The organism is Cernens ardua, from assembly GCF_051251085.1.
In the GTDB taxonomy this organism is placed as follows: domain Bacteria; phylum Pseudomonadota; class Gammaproteobacteria; order Pseudomonadales; family Halomonadaceae; genus Cernens; species Cernens ardua.
In genome coordinates this window covers 836,927-857,819 of sequence record NZ_JBPCZH010000001.1, presented here as the reverse complement: position 1 = coordinate 857,819, position 20,893 = coordinate 836,927, and the positions used below count along the sequence as shown (strand labels likewise).

Below are 20,893 nucleotides of genomic sequence, written 5' to 3'. Positions count from 1 at the left end.
TTTCTTCCGAATGGTTGGAGTACCCTTTCCATGACTCGGCTGATCCAGCTCGGTGATATTCATTTGTGTGCGAATCCCAAGGCATTGATTCGTGGGCATTCGCCTCAACAGCGTTTTGATGCGGCCATGCGAGTCATTGCCAACGAAGCGTTCGATTATCTGTTGTTGATAGGGGATGTGAGTGATGACGGTTCTATCGCCAGCTATCAAAGGGTGATGGCCGCCTGTGATGCGTTGGGTGTCGAATGGGGCTGGATCCCGGGAAATCACGATAACCCTAGTGTGATGAATATGCTCAAGCCCTTGCTGCGACATAAGCATTTTGACGAGCGCGTTTTATTGGGCCTTGATAGCTGGGTGGAGGGTTGGGATGGTGGTGAGGTGGGTGCCAGGCAACTGGCGCAGTTAAGAGGTCATTTACATACTACCGAGCAGCCGTTGTTGCTCGCCATTCATCATCCTCCTCTTGATGGATTACCCGCGTGGATGAGAACAATTTCCCTACGTGATCAGCACGATTTACTGGCTGTCTTGAGTGAATCCGCCATTCAGCCCGTAGTGCTCAGCGGGCATATTCATCATGCTGTTGATAGAACTCATGATGGTATTCGAGTGCTGACATCCCCAGGATGCATCGATCAGTTTTCGTTGACTCAGGATGATTTTCACACCGAAAACGCGTTGCCCGGTTTTTTAAGGCTAACGTTGGAAGTGGATCATGTTCATGCCGAGGATATAAGGTTCGACATTGCATCATGACGTATCAAAAAGCATATGAACGATTGTTCAGTTTTAGATAGCAGTGCCTAAAGAGTGGTCCCACAGATCGATGAACGGGGTGTTGTGATCATCCACGGAAGTACCATGACGGGCCGTTAAATGACTTTCTGATGGTATAGGTTAAAACTTTAGGGACTAAGACATTCCTGTCCGTTATAACCAGAACTTTTTAATACATTCGTGCTGATTCTTTGACGTTATGAAATGGTGCTTATAGGGTATAGGCATTTCCCCGTTGTCCTGTTGGGTATTCGTTGTGTGAAACAGGCGCTTTGTTATTGCTGCTACTGTGATATCGGGGGCTATTATTATTTTACGAGGTTAATGCATGACTGCTGATGCTAATAGTGCTCAATCGATGAGGCCGTCTCCTGAGAGACTGACGCACCTCAAGCAACTTGAGGCTGAATCCATTCATATCATTCGTGAAGTGGCGGCTGAATTTTCCAATCCAGTCATGATGTACTCGATTGGAAAGGACTCGTCAGTCATGCTCCATTTGGCGCGCAAGGCTTTCTATCCTGGTGTTCCGCCTTTCCCGTTGATGCATGTCGATACGACATGGAAATTCCGTGAAATGTACGAATTTCGTGATCGAATGGCGAAAGAATCCGGTATGGAACTGCTGATCCACGTCAATGAAGAAGGGCGTGCGGCAGGCATTAATCCGTTTGATCACGGGAGTGCCAAGCATACGGATATCATGAAAACTCAAGGATTGAAGCAGGCATTGGACAAGTACAAGTTTGATGCCATGTTTGGTGGCGCGCGTCGTGATGAAGAGGCTAGCCGTGCCAAGGAACGTATATTTTCATTCCGTGATCGACACCATCGCTGGGACCCGAAAAATCAGCGTCCGGAGCTGTGGAACCTTTACAACACCCGTGTCAACAAGGGTGAGTCCATTCGTGTATTCCCGCTTTCCAACTGGACGGAGCTAGATATCTGGCAATATATCTATCTGGAAGATATTCCGATTGTGCCGCTTTATTTTGCGGCGCCACGTCCGGTAGTCGAGCGGGACGGCATGCTGATCAAAGTGGATGATGACCGTATGCCGCTGGAAGAAGGGGAAACGCCCGAAGAGCGTTGGGTCAGATTCAGAACACTGGGCTGTTATCCGTTGACAGGCGCAGTGGAGTCTCACGCTAGTACGTTGCCTGAAATTATTCAGGAAATGTTGTTGGCAAAAACATCCGAGCGTGCCGGGCGCGCAATAGACCGTGATTCATCCGGCTCGATGGAGAGGAAAAAACGAGAAGGGTATTTCTAGCCATTATCTTTTTTCATGTCTGTGAAGGCAGGCCTTTTTCTGCATCGAGTGTTGAGGAATATCTGAGTTATGTCGAACGAATCAGAACTAATCGCAGCGGATATCGACCGCTATTTGCGTGAACAGGAGCAGAAGGGCCTTCTGCGGTTTATCACATGTGGTAGCGTGGATGATGGTAAATCGACATTGATCGGGCGCCTGCTTCATGATTCCAAAATGATCTTTGAAGATCAGCTGGCCGCCATTACACGTGACTCCCGTACACGGGGAACAACGGGGGATCGTGTCGATCTGGCATTGCTGGTAGATGGTTTGCAGTCCGAGCGAGAGCAAGGTATCACCATTGATGTGGCTTACCGTTTTTTCTCGACCGATCGCCGCAAATTTATCATTGCAGACACGCCTGGTCATGAGCAATATACGCGCAACATGGCAACGGGGGCCTCTACTGCTTCATTGGCAGTTATTCTGATAGATGCACGTTATGGGGTACAAACCCAAACGCGTCGCCATAGTTTTATTTGTGATCTTCTCGGCATTCGTCGTTTTGTTATTGCTGTGAACAAGATGGATCTGGTCGATTTTGATCAAGCCCGTTTTGAAGAAATTCAAAAAGAGTACTTGGCCTTTGCCGAAAAACTGAATGTACCTGACATCAGTTTTATCCCACTTTCCGCATTGGAAGGCGACAACGTTGTTGACAGAAGCGATAAAACGCCCTGGTATTACAAAGATCCCGATGCAAAACCACTGCTGGAATTGCTCGAGACCATTGATATCGAGAGCGATAAAAACTTCGATCAGACGCGTTTGCCAGTACAGTATGTGAATCGTCCCAATCTTGATTTTCGGGGCTATGCAGGCACGATTGAAGCGGGCGTACTGCGTCCGGGGCTGCCTGTCAAAGCGCTGCCTTCCGGCCAGCATTCTACGATCAAAAGTATTGTAACTTACGACGGGGATCTTGAGCGTGCCTATCCCGGTCAGGCTATTACAGTAACGCTGGATGATGAAATCGATGTCTCCCGCGGGGATTGGCTGGTAGGTGCTGATGATGAAGTCGCCCTGAATGATGCCTTCGATGCCGATCTGGTCTGGATGAGCGATCAGCCTTTAACACCCGGCAGGCAGTATGATCTTAAACTGGCGACGCGGGATGCCACAGGTGAAGTCAGTGACATCCTCTACGGTATTGATGTAAATACGCTAGGGCATTATGAGGCTGACAAACTGACGTTGAATGATATTGCGCGCGTACGTGTCGGGCTGACGCAAACATTACCGTTGGATCACTACCGGGCAGTTCCCGGCACTGGCAGTTTTATCGTTATTGATCGCTTGAGTAATATTACCGTTGGCGCCGGCATGATTCGTGATGTCGATGTTGTTGCGGAAGGGGCAGCCACAAGTGTTGATTGGGCCGGGTTTGAGATGGAACTGAATGCGCTGGTGCGTCGCTACTTCCCGCATTGGGAAGCCAAGGATATTACCCGTGTGTTGAAAGATGCTTCAGAGGCTGGTCCATCCACAGACAAAGCGGAATAATCCATTTCGTGGCAGTCTAAAAGTGTCAACTGTCCACAATAGTGGTTTAAAGGTGAAAAAGGGGCTTTCAGGCCCCTTTTTCATTGTATATTTACTTTACTTTTTCTCTTGAAAAACAGAAAAATGCTACCCATACACGCTCATGGCATTCATGGTGCTAACGGGCATGGGTTGATGGATGGCTTCGGATAGCCCGCTGATAAAACGGCCATCCTTGCTGAATGCTTCCAGCCGAGTCGTTACCCCCTCCTTGCATGGTAACGTTACCAACCACGTCTCCGCGATGGCCTCTCGATCAATCGCCAGCATTGCTTTTTCACCGGCAATTTCAATCTTTTGATGACGTTCACCCACGTGGCCAAATAGCCCGGAATGCTGATGAACAGCGCCTGCGTTGGCGATGCGCAGCCGGATCGGACTGTTGGCTTTGGCTGCCCGTTCCAGTGTTGATACAAAACAGCGTGATGACATGCGCTGAGTAAAACGATTTTCAAGTGCTTTATAGGCATCCACACGGCGCAAATGATGTTTTTTCAATAGATGACTGACTTCTGATTCATTCGTGACAGAGCGCCAGCCCGCTACAAGAGCATCCCACCCTCGTTGTTTGGGGGCTGTACTTTCGTGTACGACATCGACCAATTCCGTGAAGGCGGGTGGGCGATCAATCGCCAGTTTTTCCAAGCGTTGCCACCCTTTCCCCAAGGGTAATTCTGGGCTGTTTGAAATACAGTGCAACAGGCGTCCATAACGGTCGAAAATTTCGATCTTGTGTTGCTCGTCGTGACTCATGCATGCCCAATACCAGTGCGGAAGTAGCATACGTAAAGAGAGATTATTCGAATCCTGCCCGGCAATTTGCAGTTGTTCGGTTTTACTTAGCATATGAGCATGTGAGGAAACGGTCGAGATTTCGAGGGCTCCCAATGAAGGAAGACGCATTACCATGTCACATGGTGTTAATGCCAAACCTGTGACGCCGGAACCCAGTCGTGCAGCCTGTACATGTCCATGGCTCAGTTGCATGGTTTTTGCAAGGGCATGAATGCTGAAGTTGGGCATGCGTGTGCGGGCTTCCCGATACGCTTCCAGAATGGCCTGTTGAGGGTACGTTGTTGTGGATTTATTGCGTGATGTTGTCATTACCGGCCTCGCTTTCCTTTCAGGCCCTGAATATTGCTTCTTGTACGCATTGGTTTTGTGCTGAAGTTTCAAACTCCACAGAAGCTCAGGTTAAGGCGAATATCGTTACCGTGTTTAGAAAGTCATTACATCCGGAAACAGTGACAATTTCGCGACGAGATGTAAGTAGAGTCTTTGAGTATCACCTTATCTGCCTAAAAACACCGCCATCTCGGCTTGGACTGTTTATGTTGGATGATATTTGACTGTGGATGTTAATGAGAATATTTACTATTTGAAGGAAGGGCAACATTTGAGCCAAGATTTAATTGAAAAATTTTTTATTAGACTAAAAGTATCAATTACCAACAACTATAGTGAGACGTGAATGTGACCGCTCAACGCAGACCGAGTATTTATAATCATCGTTGATGAAAAGGGGAGAGGACTTCCATTTCAGTGAATGAACACAATATGAATGTTGAATGGGACTACACACAATGTGGTAGCCCGCTTTCTGTTATCTACACCATTCCCATGCTTTAACGTGCACGTTCCGCAATCAACACTGCTCTTCGTGGTGCCGGGTAACCTTCCAATGTAAGTGAGTGGTCCTCCGGATTCAGAAAATCTTCTAGGGATTGGAACGTCATCCACTCCGTGCGGCGTTGTTCCTCAAGGGATGTGGTCTCTTCATTAATGATACGAATGTTTGTGAATCCGCATCGTGCCAACCAGTGCTTCAATGCTCTGGAGGAGGGCAGGAAATAGACATTGGGCATGCAGGCATAACGTTCTCCAGGCATAAAAACAGTTTGCTCATCACCGTCTACAACGAGTGTTTCGAGTACCAGCTCACCGCCGATGCGCAGGGTTTCTCTTAATTGATCAAGATGCTCTAGGGGGTCCCTACGGTGATACAACACGCCCATGGAGAAGACAGTATCAAAAGCTGCAAGTTTTGCAGGAACGTCCTCAATTCCGACGGGGAGATAATGAGTCGTTTTCGCATGTTCATCACCGATAAAATGGCGCACCGCGTGGAATTGGAAGTAAAACCGTGGGGAGGGATCAATGATTATGACAAATGAGGCGCCTGCACCGGTCATCCGCCATCCGTGATATCCGCTACCCCCTCCTACGTCCAGAACGCGACGCCCTCTGAGCGGCGCGATATGAGGTTCAATACGTTGCCATTTCAGATCAGAGCGCCATTCGGTATCAATATTAATACCGGCCAGAGAAAACGGACCTTTTCGCCACGGCATCAGGTGGCGTAGCAAATTGGTTGCTCTGGCTGTTTCACCGCTTGAGAGGGAGGCATCCACGCGAAGCGTATCTTCATTCAGAAAGATCTGACGATTTTCCGGCAGCTTAGGCAGCTTTTCCACTGCACTTCGCCAGCCGGGAAGGTCGCCAAAGCGCTTCGGGTCGAGCCCTGCTTTCAACTGTTCGGGAAGTACGGCTACCCAACGTTCCAACCCCTGATCGATAAGGGCATGGTACAGCGCTTTATGCTCTGGATCATATTGTGACACCTAGGCATCCTCGCTCTTGAAGGCGATCATGGAAGCGAAATTCAGATATTCAAACCATGTAAAATGGGTCGAAAAGCCAGCCTTTTCCAGACGTTGATGATGTTGTTCCAACGTATCGGTAATCATGTAATTTTCCAGCGCGGAACGCTTTTGACTGATTTCAAGTTGTGAATAGCCATTGGCACGCTTGAAATCATGGTGCAGAGAAAAGACTTCCTCTTCGATGGCGCTCGTTTCACGTGTAATTTTTTCTGATAGTACCAATACACCACCCGGCTCAAGTGCATTGAAAAGCCTTTTTATTAGCGATTCACGTGATTCCGGTGGAAGAAACTGTAACGTAAAATTCATGAAAATCATGTTCGCCGGTTGATAATCCAGTGCCAGCACATCGCCTTCAACAAGAGTAATATCCTGCGTGCGTTGCCCAGGTACATATTGCCTTATATTGGCTCTGGCATGGTTCACCATGGCAGGTGACAGATCCACCGCGCTGACAGTGAAAGGGCGTTCAGGATTTTGTTGCAGAACAGATAGCGTGACAGCACCATGAGAACACCCCAGATCATAGATATGCCCGCCTTCAGGCAAATAGCGTTTAGCGAACAGGCCGCACATCGACACAATCTGGGAATAGCCCGGTACTGAGCGGTTGATCATGTCCGGAAAGCAGCTAGCCACACGTTCATCAAATGAAAAACGGGCTATCTTGTCGTGAGGTGTGGAGTAAATCTGGTCCTGTCGGGTTTCTTTCATTAGAGCCACTACTTGGTTGAAGCTTATGACGGCGAACATTTGCCGGGCGAAAATCCGTAGTAACATGTTCACGCCACTGGCAATGTGCAAGCATCGTAGTCAGCAAATATTCGTAAGTTGACAACGCCTCTGCGGGCTGACAAACATCCCGTCCGATGTTTCTTTGGCAGGAATGTATGCGCCTTTCGTCGGATAACCGCTGTCAATTCGATTGCTTTTGGTTACTATTGCTACCAGGCAATGGGTAGTTATTTTGCAACCTGATGCTCATGACGATGGTGTATTTTACGTTTTTAGAGCCGATTGCTCTAGTAAATTTGCGCCGGGTTGCAGCCACGATGAATGGAATTCCTGATTCCCGTTCTCTGGCGATACAACGAATTATCGGGATATTGATTCCAATACAATTGATATCGAATAAAAAGCCAACGTTTGTGTTGGCGCCACCTGCATCTGCCACGTGGTAGGTGCCTATCAAATAAATCGGGAGAGGCAGTACCATGTCGATCACACAATCAAACGCATGGAAAGCGCTTCAGCAGCATCTTGAAAGCGGTATGCGTGATGTTCATCTTAAGACTCTGTTTGCAGAAGACGGTGAGCGTTTTGGAAAGTTTTCCCGTCAGGCGGCTGGACTCACCCTTGATTTTTCCAAGCAGCGCATTACTCAGGAAACCGTCGACAAGCTTTTGGCTCTCGCTGAGGAAGTAGGTCTGGAGCAGGCTATCGCGCAGCAAATTCGTGGCGACAAGATCAATGTGACGGAAAATCGCCCGGCATTGCACACCGCATTGCGTTTGCCAGAGAGCGATGAGCTTGTGGTCGACGGCGAAAATCTTGTCCCTGAAGTGCAGGCATCGCTGGCACGCATGGGAGAACTTGTCGACAAACTGCATTCAGGTAACTGGAAGGGTGCAACTGGCAAGGTTGTCACCGATGTCGTCAACCTCGGTGTAGGCGGTTCTGATTTGGGTCCGTTGATGGTATCCAATGCACTGGCAGGCTTCCGCGTTGATGGCGAACATGCCGTGAAGGTGCACTTCGCCTCTACTATTGATGGTACTCAGCTGGCTGATATTTTGCCGCAGCTCAATCCTGAAACCACCATTTTTATCTACTCTTCCAAGTCCTTCACAACGATCGACACCAAAGCCAATGCTGATACGGCCATGACGTGGCTGAAGTTGGCAACCAAAGCTTCCGAAGAAGAGCTGAAGGCGACACATTTCATCGGTGTTTCGACTCAGTCTGACAAGATGGATGAATGGGGCTTTGCGAAAGAGCATCAGGTACTTTTCTGGGATTGGGTCGGTGGGCGTTATTCCCTGTGGAGCGGCATAGGTTTGGGCATTGCCATAGAAATTGGCCTTGATAACTTCCGTCGCCTGCTTTCCGGTGCGCATCGCCTGGATGTGCATTTCCGTGAAACACCGCTCAAGGATAACCTGCCCGTGCTGTTTGCCCTTGTGGGTATCTGGAACGTTGATTTCCTCGACATTCCCACGCTGGCTGTTCTTCCTTATGATGGGCGTCTGAAATTCCTTCCCAGCTACTTCCAGCAGCTCGAAATGGAATCCAATGGTAAATCCGTGACAAATGCCGGTCAGAAAGTGGATTACTCTACTTGCCCAATTATCTGGGGCGAAGTGGGACCGAATGGTCAGCATGCGTTCTATCAGCTCCTTCACCAGGGAACGAAAACCGTTGCCTGTGATTTCATCGCACCGTTGAAACGTTACGATGAGATTGAAAACGAAGCCCTGCGTGATAGCTTCAAGACACAGCAGCGTTTGGCATTGGCTAACTGCTTCGCACAGTCTCGTGTACTGATGTTGGGTGATGATGCGGTGAAAAGTGAGCAAACACCGCCTCCCTACCAGCGCTATGCAGGTAACCAGCCTTCATCCACTATCCTGGTCGACTCTTTGACACCTGAAACTCTGGGTGCTCTCGTTGCATTGTATGAGCAGAAAGTATTTGTACAGGGTGTCATTTGGGATATCGACTCCTTTGACCAGTGGGGTGTCCAGTTAGGCAAGAAAATTGCCACTGAAACCGAAGAAACACTGATCTCCGGTAAAGGGATTGATGAACTCGACGATTCCTCGCGCCATTTGATCGAATTGGCGCGCAAGGCCAACAGTTAAGGTTGAGTTAGGTTTTTTAGTAACAAATAACTGTAAATAAAAACAGTATTTTGCTATTATTTAGTAATTGCTGCTTATGCAGGTCGCTACCTGTCGTGGTGAATATTTTCCACGGTTGGTGGGCGGCCTGTTTTGTTATAAGCATGCAGAGTAATAAGCAGCTGGCGTTTAAAAAGTCTATCGAGTACCAATGTGTACAGATGCCAAAGTATCAGATGCCAAAGTGTCAGATGCTGAAGCGGACGAATATAGCCGATCCACTACTCGCCCTGGTTTCATTACTTGTCATAGTCCCATTACTTGTCATAGTAATGTTGCGATTACTTTTTACTTAGTACGTCATTGCGATGTGTGGTTACGGTCATTTCCAAGAGGTCGGTACAGTGCCCTTTTCGAGTTATCCTGCATTAGGTATATTGCCGAAAACCGTACTTTATTTGCATGGTTTTAACAGTCATCCTGAGTCTTACAAAGCGCAGGTAACTCGCCAAGCCTGTCTTGAACATTCGCCGTCACTGGAATTCGTTGCACCTCAGCTGTTTTCTGATCCCATGGACGCCTATAAACAGGTGGTGGAACTTGTGGATTCTCTGGGGGATGACGTGATGTTGATAGGTAGCTCCTTTGGTGGTTTTTTGGCAACGGTGATAGCTGAAAAGCGTGATATTGCGCAGGTTGTTCTCATCAATCCGGCCATTAATCCTGTCCCTTTGGCACGTACCATGTTGAATCAGGATCATGTGAACCCGTCGACAGGTAGCACTGTGCGGATTCAGCCACATTTTATTGATGAACTGGAAGCGCTGGAGCCTCCCGTACCCCGTCAGCCTTCGCGCTATAAAGTATTGTTGGGCGGGAAAGATGAGCTTCTTGATCCACGGGATGCCCTTCGTTTCTATCGTGGCAGTCGTATCCTGATGTTACCTAATGAAGGTCATGCGCTGGACAGTTATTCGTTATTTATTCCGCGTATCTTCGATCGCTCCGCAGCTATTGCTTGAATATCAGTGATTTCGGGCCATGCCTATACTCAATACTACGCTTTTAAAGCGGATATTCGAATCTGGCGGAAGACCGGTTGAAGAAGAAAACGGTTCAAGAAGTATATGCATATGCCAGCGTATATGTGGCTTGTAAGAGAAACGATATACAGCAGGGTGCGTTAATGGGTGGGAGGAACCACGATGTTTGTATATTTCTCTCTAAATGCTGATAATGCCCGAACGGTCATTACGTACCACAAGCATTGCAAGGTATCGCAATGTACCTATGACAGTTTTCAAGATTCATTCATTGAGAAGAGTGAGTGAATCCATTTTAGTAATTTTAGTGGCACTGAGGGCGATGCCCCACATTGCCAATGCCTCTGGCCTGCGCCAGTATTCAATGTCCTTGTTTATTGATTGTTCTGACTAAATGAGCCAATACAGCGCCAGTTCCATAGAAGTTCTCTCCGGTTTGGATCCCGTCCGTAAACGTCCCGGGATGTACACCGACACCGCTCGTCCCAACCACTTGGTTCAGGAGGTTGTCGATAACAGTGTCGATGAAGCCCTGGCCGGATATGCCCATGCGATAGTCGTCAGGCTGCGTGAAGATGGCGGTATCGAAGTGGAGGATGATGGCCGTGGTATGCCGACGGATATTCATCCGGAGCACGGTGTATCCGGCATCGAGCTAATCCTTACGCGCCTGCATGCGGGTGGCAAATTCTCCAATGATAACTACCGTTTTTCCGGTGGTTTGCATGGTGTTGGTGTCTCTGTCGTTAATGCCTTGTCGACCCGTTTGGAGGTTGAAGTCTGGCGTAGTGGTATCGTAAGTGCGATTGCCTTTGAACATGGTGAAAAGGTAGAAGAACTTCATGAGATAGGTACGGCGCCGAAGAAGGCAAGCGGTACACGCTTGCGCTTTTGGCCCGATGCCCACTATTTCGATAGTGCCAAGGTATCTGTTGTGCGCTTGCGGCACTTGCTACGTGCCAAGGCGGTTCTTTGTCCCGGTTTGAAAGTCACTTTGATCGATACCGATGGTTCGGAAGATGTCTGGCAATACGCGGATGGCTTGAAGGATTATCTTGTTCAGTCCCTCGATGGCTATGAACTGCTGCCGGCTACGCCTGTGTTGGGGCATGCCGAAGATGATGAGCACCATGTGGACTGGGCTGTGCAGTGGCTTCCCGAAGGGGGGGATGGGCTACAGGAGTCCTACGTCAACCTGATCCCTACACCATTGGGGGGAACGCATGTTAATGGCTTGCGTACAGGGTTAATCGAAGCTCTCAAGGAATTCTGTGAGTACCGCAATCTCATTCCCAAGAATGTCAAACTGACAGGGGAAGATTTGTGGGAGCGTATTGCTTACGTACTTTCTGTCAAAATGCATGATCCCCAGTTTGCTGGGCAAACCAAAGAGCGTCTCTCTTCCAGAACAGTGGCAGCAGTGGTTTCCGCTGCGGTCAAGGACGCGTTTTCTCTCTGGCTGAATACCCATACTGCTGAAGCCGAACAGTTGGCTGATCTTGCGATAAGTGCTGCCCAGCGGCGATTGCGCGCAGCGAAAAAGGTAGTTCGCAAGAAAGTCACGCAAGGGCCTGCGTTGCCCGGGAAGCTGGCGGATTGTTCAAGTCAGGATCCTTCTGCCTGTGAGCTTTTCCTCGTTGAGGGGGATTCAGCCGGGGGAAGTGCCAAACAGGCACGCGATCGTGAAACTCAGGCTATTCTTCCGCTGCGTGGAAAAATCCTCAACACGTGGGAAGTCGACTCCTCTGAGGTGTTGGGGTCTCAGGAAATCCACGATATCGCTGTCGCGTTGGGATTGGATCCGGGAAGCAGTGATCTTTCACGCCTGCGTTATGGCAAAGTGTGCGTATTGGCTGATGCCGACTCCGATGGGTTACATATCTCGACGCTGTTATGTGCGCTATTTACGCGCCACTTTCCAAGTCTGGTGGATGCCGGGCATGTTTTCATTGCCATGCCGCCGTTATACCGCATCGATCTGGGTAAGGAAGTTCACTACGCCCTCGATGAAAACGAGAAAAACCAGATTCTCAAACAGCTTTCCAACAAGCGGGGCACCCCGAACGTACAACGATTCAAAGGGTTGGGTGAAATGAATCCCATGCAGCTTCGTGAAACCACGATGGCTGCCGATACCCGCCGATTGGTTCAGCTAACGCGTGAAGCCGACGATGGCACCATTGAAGCACTCGATATGTTGCTGGCAAAAAAACGTTCGGCGGATAGGCGTCACTGGCTTGAACGTGATGGTGATATGGCGGAAATCGAAGTATGAGAGGCTTGGTCTTACAATATGTTTTCTTCTCTTCGTTACAGAGAGACGCCACCAGCAAAGGGTTGATTGATGGCTGATCATAATGATTTCACTCCTCCGGTTGCAGTACAGGAAGGGGATGTTGAGCGTATCCCGCTAAAGAATTACACCCGTACGGCGTATCTTAACTACTCCATGTACGTCATTCTGGATCGTGCCTTGCCGAGTATCGGTGATGGATTGAAGCCGGTACAACGCCGCATTGTCTACGCGATGAGTGAATTGGCGCTGAGTGCCAATGCCAAGTACAAGAAGTCAGCACGTACGGTGGGGGATGTTCTGGGTAAGTTTCACCCTCATGGTGATACGGCTTGCTATGAAGCCATGGTATTGATGGCTCAACCGTTCAGCTACCGTTACCCCCTGGTGGATGGGCAGGGTAACTGGGGGAGTCCGGATGATCCTAAATCCTTTGCGGCCATGCGTTATACCGAATCCCGCTTGTCGCGCTTTTCCGAGTTGTTATTGTCGGAACTGGGGCAGGGGACGGTGGATTGGGTGCCCAACTTCGATGGCACCCTGAATGAACCTTCTGTTCTTCCAGCTCGGCTTCCCCATGTCCTGTTGAATGGTGGTTCCGGTATTGCCGTCGGGATGGCGACGGATATACCGCCTCATAATGTACATGAGGTCATGAAGGCGACCGTTCATATGCTGCATCATCCCGAAGCCACGGTGTCTGATGTATGCAAGTATCTTCCTGCGCCGGATTTCCCCACTGCGGCTGAAATCGTGACACCACGTTCCGAGCTGATATCCATCTATAAAAGTGGTAAAGGGTCAGTAAAAATGCGGGCCCGCTACAAGGTCGAAGAGGGTGATATTGTTATCACCGCGCTGCCTTATCAGGTATCCGGTGCCAAGGTGCTGGAGCAAATTGCCCAGCAAATGCAGGCCAAAAAGCTGCCGATGGTGGTGGATTTGCGTGATGAATCCACCCATGAAGAACCCACACGTTTAGTCGTTGTCCCGCGTTCCAATCGGGTTGATACCGAACAATTGATGGCGCACCTGTTTGCGACGACTGATCTTGAGAAAGGGCAGCGGGTCAATCTGAACCTGATTGGTCTGGATGGGCGTCCGCGCGTCATGCCTATCAATGAACTTCTTGGTGAGTGGCTTCAGTTCCGTAGAACCACCGTGCGTAGGCGACTTGAGTATCGCCTGGGTAAAGTGAATGACCGCCTGCATATTCTTGAAGGTTTGTTGATCGCTTATCTGAATATTGATGAAGTGATTCGTATCATTCGCGAAGAGGATGAGCCCAAGCAGTCCCTGATAGATGCTTTTTCACTCAGTGAGCGCCAGGCTGAAGCCATCCTGGAATTACGTTTGCGCCATCTGGCCAAACTGGAAGAATTCAAACTCAAGGGTGAGCAGGATAAACTGATGGAAGAGCGTCAGTACCTTGAGAAGATCCTCGGTAGTGAAAAGGAAATGACGCGTCTGATCGAACAGGAACTACTGGCCGACGCTGAAAAGTTTGGTGATGATCGCCGTAGTCCGATTGTCGAGCGGGAAGAGTCAAAAGCCCTGTCCGAAGTTGAGCTGATGGGGTCTGATCCGATCACCGTGGTGCTTTCGCAGGGAGGCTGGATCCGTAGTGCGAAAGGCCACGACATTGATCCGGCTGCGCTGTCCTATAAAGCAGGTGACTCCTATCAAACCAGCGTACGCGGTAAAACCAATGAGCAACTCGTCTTACTGGACGATACGGGGCGCTCCTATACGTTAGCGGCTCACCAACTGCCTTCTGCACGTTCACAGGGTGAACCTGTTACGGGCAAGATCAATCCTCCCGCTGGGGCTCAAATGGTGGCCATGTTGCTTGATAAGCCGCAGACCCGTTACCTGCTTGCCAGTGATGGTGGTTATGGCTTTTTGACCCGATTGGAATCGCTTGTCAGCCGTTCCAAGTCAGGGAAAACGGTTCTGACCTTACCGAAAGGTTGTGCGGTGCTGAATCCGCATCCCGTACCAGAAGGGAGTCGTATCGCGGTCGTTTCCAATCAGGGGCGGTTGTTGGTGTTTAATGCCGAAGAACTACCTGAAATGGCGAAAGGCAAAGGAAACAAGATGATTGGCATTTCGGGCGCCGCGGCTGCCTCACGTGAAGAGTTTGTGCGTGACCTTGCTGTTTTGCCTGAGGGTGCCTCGTTGGTGGTACATGTAGGTAAGCGTAAATTGACTCTCAAACCCGCTGATCTGGAAGAATATGTTGCCGAGCGTGGCAAGCGTGGGACCAAGTTACCCAAGGGCTTGCAACGGGTTGATCGGCTGATGGTTGAGGGAGGCGAGGCATGAGTCACGCTTATTGCGCGTTCTTGATGGCCCCATTGCTTCCCGCCTCGGCCATTCATACGGCTCAGGTCTGGTTTGAACAGCAAGGGCTTGTTCTTCAACGAAAGGAAAGTATTGAGCGCGCCGGTGTCGAAGGAGAGTGTATCCGCTTTGATATCTCGGCAAAATCCGAATGGGAGGTGCCACGCAAAAAGGTACTGACTCTCGCCACGGAACTGGGCATTGATATCGTGGTGATGTCGGAAAATGAGGCCCGGCAAGCACGCAAATTGGTCTGTTTTGATATGGACTCTACCCTGATTCAGGCCGAAGTCATTGATGAATTGGCCCGTGACTGGGGAGTCTACGATGAAGTCGCCGGCATCACAGCGCGTGCCATGCAAGGTGAATTCGATTTCCAGCAAAGCTTTCGATTACGAATGGGGAAGTTGAAGGGGCTTCCTGAGTCTACATTGGCTTCCATTGCTGAGCGTCTTCCTCTCATGCCCGGCGTTGAGCACCTCCTTCAAGTATTGAATGAACGTGGGTATCGTACTGCCATCATTTCCGGTGGTTTCACTTATTTTGCAGAATATCTCCAGCAACGTTTGCATTTTTCTGAAGTCCACGCCAATACATTATCCATCGAAGACGGGAAGGTGACAGGCGAAGTAAATCTCCCGATTCTGGATGCAGACCGAAAAGCGCTTATTCTCAAGGAAATTGCTGAACGTGAAGGCTTTTCCCCGGGTGAGTGTGTTGCAGTAGGCGATGGTGCCAATGATTTGAAAATGTTGGGACAAGCGGGGCTAGGTATTGCCTTCCATGCAAAACCATTGGTGCGTGAAGAGGCCCGTGCGGCCATTTCAACGCTGGGATTGGATGCGTTGCTCTTTTTGTTGCCCAGCAGTGAATAAGTATTCACATTGTTAGAGGTCTCTGCTCAATTTTCTTCGAAAAACCTGACACATTTTGTGGGCCGGGTTACAGGTGGATAGTGGTGATTTGTCAGTGGTGATTTGTCAGTTGCCATTTGTGAGTCGGCATTCATTTGCCAGCTTGAGTTCGTTTGTCATTATCCAGCCACGTCCCGAACCACCTCATGAGTGCCACTGTTCCCATTGCGCCTACTTGTGTTATCAATTCTCTGTTCTTATATCCGATGGCATGCCTTTATCGCCGATGTTCCTGCATTTTCAGGTAGCCTGTATTTCTTCAACAGGACGGTTCGTTTTATAGGCTATCAGAGCCAGAATCAACGCTGCGAATGATAGACCAGCACCTGCCCAGGCAGGGGAGGCAAGTCCAAAGCCTGAATGGATGGTGAAACCTCCCAGCGCTGCCCCCAATGCATTGCCGAGATTAAACATACCGATATTGACAGAGGCCGCCAACGTAGCTGCACCCGCGGCACTGGCGCGTTCCATTACCAGTTTCTGAATCGGTGAGACTGTCGCAAAACCAAAGGCAGCCATGAAAAACACCATGATACCGACGACGATGGCACTTCTGGCATCCAGCCACATAAAGAAAAGCGCGATACCTTGTAGCAAGAGTGAAACAAGCAGTGTTCCGAAAAGGCTGCGATCAGCACATTTTCCTCCCAGATAGTTGCCCACAACAAGGCCAAGTCCAAAAAGAACCATTAATACTGTAATGTCGGACGTTTGAAGGCCCGTAATGTGAAGCGCCATGGGTTCGATGTAAGTGATGCCAATAAAAAAGGCAGAGGGGCCAAGTACTGTAATGCCCATGGCAAGTAGGACCTGTGGGTCCATGAAAGCTCGAAGTTCAGAGGTGACATCCGTCTGGCCGTGCCGTGTATCAACAGGTAGTAGAAAAAGGATTCCCAGCAATGTCAGGATGCCAATAGCACCGATAGCAATAAACACATGTTGCCAGCCTATGACCTGAGACAACCAGGTGCCGAAAGGAATACCTAGCAGGTTGGCAACCGCCATACCGGCAAACATGAACGCTATGGCCTGTGCCTTTTTCGATTTGTCGACGAGAGAAGAGGCAACGAGGGAACCGATCCCAAAAAATCCTCCGTGATTCAGCGCCGTAATGACACGCCCAATGATGGCGACTTCCAGCGAGGGAGCAAAGGCCGTTATAAGGTTGCCCAGGGTGAATAGGGCAGCACATCCCATCAAGACGTATTTTCGGGGAAACCGTGATCCAATAATGGCCACGATAGGTGCGGATATAAATACCCCGAGTGCATATGCAGTAGCTACGTATCCGGCTTGAGGAATAGTGACCTGAAAGGTATGCGCAATCTGGTTCAATATGCCACTGATAAGGAATTCGGTTGTACCAATTCCAAATGCGCCAATGGCCAGCGCCCATAAACCTAAAGGCATGAAACCCTCACTATCCATTAATTGTTTTTAAATCAACCTGTTACAGTCTTTCGTTGAAATTTGATCATCAATGCTATCGGGCTATTTGACATTCGTCATTCATCTGCATCGAGGCACGGAGCCCCAATCCACATCGCCCCTTTCCCATGTGTCCAATTATTCTTTCGGTATATGGGTTTTTCCTGCGCGTCCGCCACTGAATTCAAATATGAATTATGCAGATATTTTCATGATTTTACTTATTTTGCGGCAGTAGCGTTATCACTAATCGTAAATTTTACTGGTCACTGATGAACAGTGCAGGAGCACATAAAGAGAGAACAAATAATTTTCGATTCAGCAGGAAGTTGCTTTTACCCGTGCTTTTAATTCGGCAAGCGGTATATTGTGCGTTTGTTATATATCTTTAAAAGTTGTTTATTCGAAATATTATGACAACTTATCTTGTTTTTAGAGTATAAAATACTTTAAAGATTTTGACATGCAGCATTTTTGCGTATATATTTTTGAAATCGTGTCATCTTCTTCAGCAAAGCTTGGCAACTCATTTTTGTAGAGCTTTACGTGCAAGAATTCCGCCGGTTCTCATGTTATGGATTTTTTCGTAATGAGAGGAATTTCTGTATCAGGAAATTCAGGATTATCAAGGATTTCAAAATCATAAAGTATTCATAGCCATCGGAAATTTCGGGGTTATGAAGAGATGCAGAACATAGCACTGATAGAAGTAAAGCCCACCCCAATTGCACTGGTAATCCGGAGAATAACCATGACTACAAGCGACAACGCCCCAACGGTAGGTAAATATCGTCCGTTTGACGTGGTGACGCTTAAAAACCGCCAATGGCCTGATAAGCGCATTGAAAAAGCCCCCATTTGGGCGAGCGTTGATCTACGTGATGGCAATCAGTCTCTGGTTGATCCAATGAATTCCGAGCGTAAACGGCGTTTTTTCGATCTTTTGGTGGAAATGGGCTTCAAGCAAATTGAAGTGGGCTTTCCATCTGCATCGCAGACTGATTTTGACTTTCTTCGTGAACTGATCGAGGAAGGAAAGGTCCCTGATGATGTCACTCTTCAGGTATTGACGCCCGCGCGTGAACCTCTGATCCGCAAAACCTTTGAAGCGTTACAAGGTGCCAATAAAGCGATTGTGCATCTGTATAACGCTACTTCACCGTTGTTCCGCGACACGGTTCTCCATCTGGATAAAGCTCAGTGTGAATCATTGGCGGTAACACATGCCAAACTGGTACGCGAACTGATGGATGAGCACCCGGAGACCACCTGGACCTTCCAGTACTCGCCAGAGCACTTTACTACAACAGAACTTGATTACTCTTTGGCAGTATGTGAAGCCGTTATGGATGCATGGGGTGCCACACCCGAGCAGCCAGTGATCCTCAATTTGCCTGCAACGGTCGAAGTGGCGACACCCAATGTATATGCTGACCAAATCGAATGGTTCTGCACGCATTTACGTGAGCGCCGTCGCGCAATTGTCAGTTTGCATACCCACAATGACAGGGGGACTGGCGTCGCCGCTGCAGAACTGGGCATCATGGCTGGTGCAGACCGTATTGAAGGTACATTATTCGGTAATGGCGAGCGTACCGGTAATGTTGACCTCATCACGCTGGCAATGAATCTTTACGTACAGGGGATTGATCCTGAGTTGGATGTTTCTGATCTGACCACGGTGATGCGCGAAGTCGAGCATTGTAATCAGCTTCCTGTCCATCCACGTCATCCGTATGTCGGGGATCTGGTCTTTACTGCTTTTTCAGGATCGCATCAGGATGCGATCAAAAAAGGCATGAACAAACGGGATGCGGCGCTTGAAGCAGGGGAAACTCCGTTGTGGAATGTCCCTTATCTGCCTGTTGATCCACTGGATGTAGGACGTACCTATGAAGCGGTGATCCGCGTAAACAGCCAGTCGGGTAAAGGTGGGATTTCCTATTTGCTGGAACAGGATCATGGCATTGCGTTGCCCCGTCGGCTGTCGATTGAGTTCAGCCATGTGGTGCAGGCAGTGGCTGACAGGACGGGCAAGGAAATCACCTCTGAAATGATCCACCAAACATTCGTGGAGGAATATTGCCGTAGTGCCCCCTATCACCTGACCGACCAGCGTATTACGGAACAGGGCGATTCTGTTTCCATCCAGGCCAATATACAAACGCCGCATGAACCCGAACCCCTCGATATTCAAGGGGAAGGTAATGGCCCGCTTTCGGCACTTATTGATGGGTTGAATAATCATGGCTTTGACCTGGATGTTGTTGATTACCAGGAGAGCTCGCGGGGCCGGGGTGGGGCGCGAGCAGAGGCTGTTGCCTTTGTGGAGCTTCGTGTGAAGGGTCGCGCATTCTTTGGTGTGGGTATTCATGCCAATACAACGACGGCTACCTTGTTGGCAGCGCTCTCTGCATTGGATAGAGCTCCTTCTCTTGCAGTGAAAGCAACGGGCGTTCCGAGCGATTCAGAAGTGAAATGATTGTTCGGGATGAGCGAAACTTTAGCTACCTGAAGAAGATTTATTCACATGGTGAATTTACAGTAGCCATATCCTGTATCAGCCTCTAAACTGTAAACTAATGTAGCCGCATGCAGTCTAGAGGTTGTTACAATCATCCTTGTCCATGTTCGTAAATTTTCTGTTCATGTTGGTAAATTTTCTGTTCATGTAGCAAGTACCATCGACAGCACTTCTGAATATCCGACGAGGCTGTATTCAAGTGGTTATATATTTGAATAAGTTAACATCCGTCTGGACATGGCTATATCGTTCTTTTGAGAACGTGTATTTCTGACGCTATTTTTCAACGGGACAGTTTAACGAGTACTTTCCTGTACTGTTGAACACCGGAAGCTTCCGTAATATTCGATTATGGGGGCTTTTTTTTCGAATTATTACCTGGAAAGTCCCCCTTGTATTCATGCATGTGAGAGCCCGTTGAACGTCCCAATGGAATTATGCCAAGACGAAATCAGGGCAGGGGAGAACAAACGAAGCGTTGCTATCATTTGCTATAAAGAACCAGTTTCAACGTGTATCAGGAATCACTGCCCATATGACTTCCAAGACCGCCTGCCGTACACGAGGCCCAAGTCCGGATAAAACGGCTCGTACACGCGCCGCTATCGTCAAGGCTGCCCATCGTGAATTTTTGAATAATGGGTTCGCGCATACCACGATGGCGGGCGTCGCCAAAAGGGCCAAAGTGGCCAAGGGGACTCTCTATCTTTACTTCAAAACGAAGGAAGATATGTTTATCGCCATGGTACGCGAAGTTATCTTCGATCCTTTCAACCTGGCCAATCAGGCGGTTATGGAAGAGTCGGAAAGCGTTTCCGATTTTCTCAAGCGCATTATCCTGCCTATTATTCGTAATATCGAATCGTTTGAAACGCCTACGGTAACGAGTTTCGTATTATCTGATGGTGGGAAATTCACTTTCCTTGCTGACGTTTATCGGGAACAGGTTTATGAACCATTCAATCAGTTTTTTGAACGATATATAAAACTGGCGGACGAAAGAGGGGAGCTCAGAACCCCTGTGCTCATGAAACACCCGGAAATAGCTACGGCTCCCATGTGGAGCAGCTTGATGAATAACGGCATCATTTCGCCCAAGAAACCGATTGACCTGGCTTCCGTCATGGAAGCGCAAATAGAGCTTTGTTTCATATAGAACTTTATTTCATATAAGTTCGACAATCCTGCGCCGAAATTGTTTGTGAACG

The 20,893-nt window shown here is 48.9% G+C and carries 14 protein-coding genes; 10 read left to right on the top strand and 4 right to left on the bottom strand.

Going from position 1 to position 20,893, the window contains the following annotated elements; all coding sequences use genetic code 11:
- Nucleotides 1–30: 30 nt before the first annotated feature.
- The 3 genes from LMG33818_RS03700 to cysN all read left to right on the top strand — a co-directional run bounded on the left by LMG33818_RS03700 (nt 31) and on the right by cysN (nt 3,598).
- Nucleotides 31–759 (top strand): metallophosphoesterase family protein, encoded by a 729-nt coding sequence (locus LMG33818_RS03700; RefSeq protein WP_442321996.1) that lies wholly within the window; start codon nt 31–33, stop codon nt 757–759.
- A 349-nt stretch (nt 760–1,108) separates the two neighbouring features.
- Nucleotides 1,109–2,053, top strand: coding sequence for a sulfate adenylyltransferase subunit CysD (gene cysD / locus LMG33818_RS03695; protein ID WP_442321995.1), 945 nt, complete (start codon nt 1,109–1,111; stop codon nt 2,051–2,053).
- A gap of 69 nt (nt 2,054–2,122) precedes the next feature.
- Nucleotides 2,123–3,598 (top strand): sulfate adenylyltransferase subunit CysN, encoded by a 1,476-nt coding sequence (cysN, locus tag LMG33818_RS03690; protein WP_442321994.1) that lies wholly within the window; start codon nt 2,123–2,125, stop codon nt 3,596–3,598.
- Between the two features lie 126 nt (nt 3,599–3,724).
- Here cysN and LMG33818_RS03685 read toward each other — a convergent pair whose 3' ends face one another.
- From LMG33818_RS03685 to cmoA, 3 genes are all read right to left on the bottom strand, one after another.
- Nucleotides 3,725–4,741, bottom strand: a complete 1,017-nt coding sequence (locus tag LMG33818_RS03685) for a ChuX/HutX family heme-like substrate-binding protein (RefSeq protein ID WP_442321993.1) — start codon at nt 4,739–4,741, stop codon at nt 3,725–3,727.
- A gap of 521 nt (nt 4,742–5,262) precedes the next feature.
- On the bottom strand, nt 5,263–6,258 hold the full coding sequence (gene cmoB, locus LMG33818_RS03680) for a tRNA 5-methoxyuridine(34)/uridine 5-oxyacetic acid(34) synthase CmoB (RefSeq protein ID WP_442321992.1): 996 nt from the start codon (nt 6,256–6,258) through the stop codon (nt 5,263–5,265).
- Nucleotides 6,259–7,014 carry a carboxy-S-adenosyl-L-methionine synthase CmoA gene (gene cmoA / locus LMG33818_RS03675; protein WP_442321991.1) on the bottom strand — a complete coding sequence of 252 codons (756 nt, stop codon included), beginning with the start codon at nt 7,012–7,014 and terminating at the stop codon, nt 6,259–6,261.
- Nucleotides 7,015–7,514: 500 nt separating this feature from the next.
- Here cmoA and pgi point away from each other — a divergent pair, with 500 nt between their 5' ends.
- From pgi to serB, 5 genes are all read left to right on the top strand, one after another.
- Nucleotides 7,515–9,161, top strand: coding sequence for a glucose-6-phosphate isomerase (gene pgi / locus LMG33818_RS03670; protein WP_442321990.1), 1,647 nt, complete (start codon nt 7,515–7,517; stop codon nt 9,159–9,161).
- Between the two features lie 383 nt (nt 9,162–9,544).
- Entirely contained in the window at nt 9,545–10,162 is a 618-nt protein-coding gene (locus tag LMG33818_RS03665; RefSeq protein ID WP_442321989.1) for a YqiA/YcfP family alpha/beta fold hydrolase, read from the top strand.
- Between the two features lie 415 nt (nt 10,163–10,577).
- Nucleotides 10,578–12,458, top strand: coding sequence for a DNA topoisomerase IV subunit B (gene parE, locus LMG33818_RS03660; protein ID WP_442321988.1), 1,881 nt, complete (start codon nt 10,578–10,580; stop codon nt 12,456–12,458).
- A 69-nt stretch (nt 12,459–12,527) separates the two neighbouring features.
- Nucleotides 12,528–14,801 carry a DNA topoisomerase IV subunit A gene (gene parC / locus LMG33818_RS03655; protein ID WP_442321987.1) on the top strand — a complete coding sequence of 758 codons (2,274 nt, stop codon included), beginning with the start codon at nt 12,528–12,530 and terminating at the stop codon, nt 14,799–14,801.
- A complete protein-coding gene (gene serB, locus LMG33818_RS03650; RefSeq protein ID WP_442321986.1) occupies nt 14,798–15,694 on the top strand; it encodes a phosphoserine phosphatase SerB in 897 nt (298 codons plus the stop codon). The genes parC and serB overlap by 4 nt, the downstream gene beginning before the upstream one ends.
- Nucleotides 15,695–15,973: 279 nt before the next feature.
- On the opposite strand, the gene LMG33818_RS03645 is transcribed toward serB, so the two are convergent.
- On the bottom strand, nt 15,974–17,143 hold the full coding sequence (locus LMG33818_RS03645) for an MFS transporter (protein ID WP_442321985.1): 1,170 nt from the start codon (nt 17,141–17,143) through the stop codon (nt 15,974–15,976).
- 769 nt (nt 17,144–17,912) lie between these two features.
- On the opposite strand from LMG33818_RS03645, the gene leuA reads away from it, so the two are divergent.
- The gene (gene leuA, locus LMG33818_RS03640; RefSeq protein ID WP_442321984.1) at nt 17,913–19,643 is read left to right on the top strand and encodes a 2-isopropylmalate synthase; all 1,731 of its coding nucleotides are present in this window, start codon (nt 17,913–17,915) and stop codon (nt 19,641–19,643) included.
- 577 nt (nt 19,644–20,220) lie between these two features.
- Nucleotides 20,221–20,841, top strand: coding sequence for a TetR/AcrR family transcriptional regulator (locus LMG33818_RS03635; RefSeq protein WP_442321983.1), 621 nt, complete (start codon nt 20,221–20,223; stop codon nt 20,839–20,841).
- Nucleotides 20,842–20,893 lie beyond the last annotated feature (52 nt).